General features: G+C 72.6%; 3 protein-coding genes and 1 pseudogene. All 4 read left to right on the top strand.

The window, feature by feature from the left end:
- Positions 1-337: 337 nt before the first annotated feature.
- A complete protein-coding gene (fliE, locus tag BST28156_RS34365) occupies positions 338-682 on the top strand; it encodes a flagellar hook-basal body complex protein FliE (protein ID WP_060244200.1) in 345 nt (114 codons plus the stop codon).
- Between the two features lie 257 nt (positions 683-939).
- Positions 940-1,374 (top strand): flagellar export chaperone FliS, encoded by a 435-nt coding sequence (gene fliS, locus BST28156_RS34360; RefSeq protein WP_040128471.1) that lies wholly within the window; start codon positions 940-942, stop codon positions 1,372-1,374.
- Positions 1,371-1,703, top strand: a complete 333-nt coding sequence (locus BST28156_RS34355) for a flagellar protein FliT (protein ID WP_060244197.1) — start codon at positions 1,371-1,373, stop codon at positions 1,701-1,703. Before fliS ends, BST28156_RS34355 begins: the two co-directional genes overlap by 4 nt.
- Before the next feature lie 96 nt (positions 1,704-1,799).
- Positions 1,800-2,333: pseudogene (locus BST28156_RS34350) on the top strand (flagellar hook-length control protein FliK); the annotation flags it as partial.

The following is a 2,333-nucleotide window of genomic DNA, read 5'->3' as shown; positions in this document are numbered from 1 at the left end:
CGGCGGCCGCGGCGGCGCCGGGCGCCGGGCTGGCGAGGCCCGCGCGGGCGTCGGGGTTGATCAGCGAATTGGCCTGCGAATCCATGCGTCGAGGTTCTCCGGAGCGGGACGACTGAGCCGCTCGGGCGAGCGGGCGGACAATGACACGATGCGATTATCGGGATCCGGGCGGTGCGCCGATCGACCGAAAAGAGCGGGGTTTCCCCCGTACTTTCACGGCTTTGCCGCGTGGGGCGCTGCTATGCTTGTTCGCGATCCGGCATGGCGCGCGCGGTGCGGCGCCGGCGGATCGCCCGGCGCGGCCGGGCCTTTCTTTCTATGTGTGCGTGGGGACGGCATGACTGCGAACGTCAGCGGAATCGGTTCGGTGTTGCAACAGATGCAGGCGATGGCCGCGCAGGCGTCGGGCGGCGCGTCGAGCCCGGCGGCGGCGCTCGCCGGCTCCGGCGCCGCGACGGCCGGCACGTTCGCGAGCGCGATGAAGGCGTCGCTCGACAAGATCAGCGGCGACCAGCAGCACGCGCTCGGCGAGGCGCAGGCGTTCGAGGTGGGCGCCGCGAACGTGTCGCTGAACGACGTGATGGTCGACATGCAGAAAGCCAACATCGGCTTCCAGTTCGGGCTTCAGGTCCGCAACAAGCTTGTGAGCGCGTACAACGACATCATGCAGATGTCGGTGTAATGGGGCGGCCATTCGAGGCGGCCATCCGGCGGCGGCTCCCCCGGGGACGGCTACCGTGAGCCCCGTTCCACCGGCCGGTCCGGCGTAAGCAGCCCGCCCGGCCGTCGGCGATCCGGGGCCGGTCGTCCGGCGATCCAGCCCCCGTTCCGCTTGCCTAAAGCTTTTCAAATCCCTTCCGATAACTCCGGGAGAACGCCGCGTCGTGGGACGCACGGCGGCGGTATCCGTATAGCAAAGCACCGAACAAGGAGAAGCGCATGTTTTCCCCAGGACACGCTGGAGCCAATGCGTACGCGCGTGTCGGCGTCGAGACGGGGGTGATGGGCGCCTCCCCGCACCGGCTGATCGCGATGCTGTACCAGGGCGCGCGGCAGGCCGTCGCGCTGGCGCGCATGCATCTGCAGCAGGGCAACGTGGCGGCGCGCGGCGACGCGATCGGCAAGGCGATCCGCATCGTCGAGAGCGGCCTGCAGACGTCGCTGAACCGCGACGCGGGCGGCGAGATCGCGGCGCGCCTCGATGCGCTGTACGCGTATATCGGCCGGCGCCTGCTGGAAGCGAACGCGCAGGCGAGCGACGCGATGCTGGTCGAGGTCGACGGGCTGCTCGCGACGCTCGAGGAAGCGTGGACGGGCATCGGCCCGGAGGTCGCGCGCATGGCCGCGCAACAGGCCGCGGACGTCGCCCGATGAATCGCAACGCCGACTACTTCGCGCGCTACGAGGCGCTCGCGGCCGTGTCGGGCCGGATGCTGCGCGCCGCGCGCGGCGCCGACTGGAGCGCGCTGCCGGGACTGCAGGACGAGTACCTGCGGCTTGTCGACGGGCTGAAGGCCGCCGAGCCGAGCGTGGCGCTCGACGAGTCGGAACTGGGCCGCAAGCTCGAGCTGATCCGCCGGATCCTGGCCGACGACGCCGCGATCCGCGATCTTGCCAGTCCGGAAGTCGCGCGGCTGTCCGCGCTGTTCGAGGCGCGGCGATCGACGCACGTGCTGACCGATCTCTACCGCGCGCGCGGGTAGCGCCGGTTTGTTCCGGGAGCGGGGCGGCTCGCGCGTTCGCGGGGGCGCCGCGTCCGGCATTCGCAACGAGGTGGCCGAGATGGGCAGGCTCCGATCATGACCGGTATCGACTCCGTTGCGGCCGCGCTGCTGGCGAGCCGCCTCGACAGCCTGCTGACCGGCACCGTGTCGTCGGCCGCCGGCGGCGGTGCGACCGCGCAGGTCGGCACGCCGGGTACCGGCGCGTCGCCGTCGTTCGGCACGCTCGCGCCGGGCGCCGCGCCGCCGGCTTCCACGCAGACGGCGCTGTCCGAGGTCGGACGCGTGCTCGACGCGATTTCGCGCGCGGGCGGCGACGCGACGCCGGCGGTGGTCGGACGCGCGCCGTTGCTCGCCGATCCCACTGTGCTGCTGGCCGATCCGGCGGATGCGTCCGCCGCGCCGGGCGCACAGGCCTCGGCCGCTTCGGCGGCGCACGACGCGGCGACGCTGCCGGCGGCGGCATTGCGCGCGGCGCTCGCGCAGGCCGTCAGCGAAAGCGGTCTGTTCTACGAATCCCATCTGGCGCAGTGGCTGGCCGGCCAGCGGCCGCTGGCCGCGCTGCTGCGCGAGCCGCAGGCGCGCCTCGCGGCGGCGCAGTCCGGCGACGCC

This window comes from Burkholderia pseudomultivorans, assembly GCF_902499075.1.
In the GTDB taxonomy this organism is placed as follows: domain Bacteria; phylum Pseudomonadota; class Gammaproteobacteria; order Burkholderiales; family Burkholderiaceae; genus Burkholderia; species Burkholderia pseudomultivorans.
Note: the sequence above shows the minus strand (reverse complement) of the source record. Positions and strands in the feature narration are given on the sequence as shown.

Excerpts from the sequence above, each read along its gene's own strand:
- fliE (WP_060244200.1), top strand. The coding sequence starts at position 338 with ATGACTGCGAACGTCAGCGGAATCGGTTCGGTGTTGCAACAGATGCAG.
- fliS (WP_040128471.1), top strand. The coding sequence starts at position 940 with ATGTTTTCCCCAGGACACGCTGGAGCCAATGCGTACGCGCGTGTCGGC.
- BST28156_RS34355 (WP_060244197.1), top strand. The coding sequence starts at position 1,371 with ATGAATCGCAACGCCGACTACTTCGCGCGCTACGAGGCGCTCGCGGCC.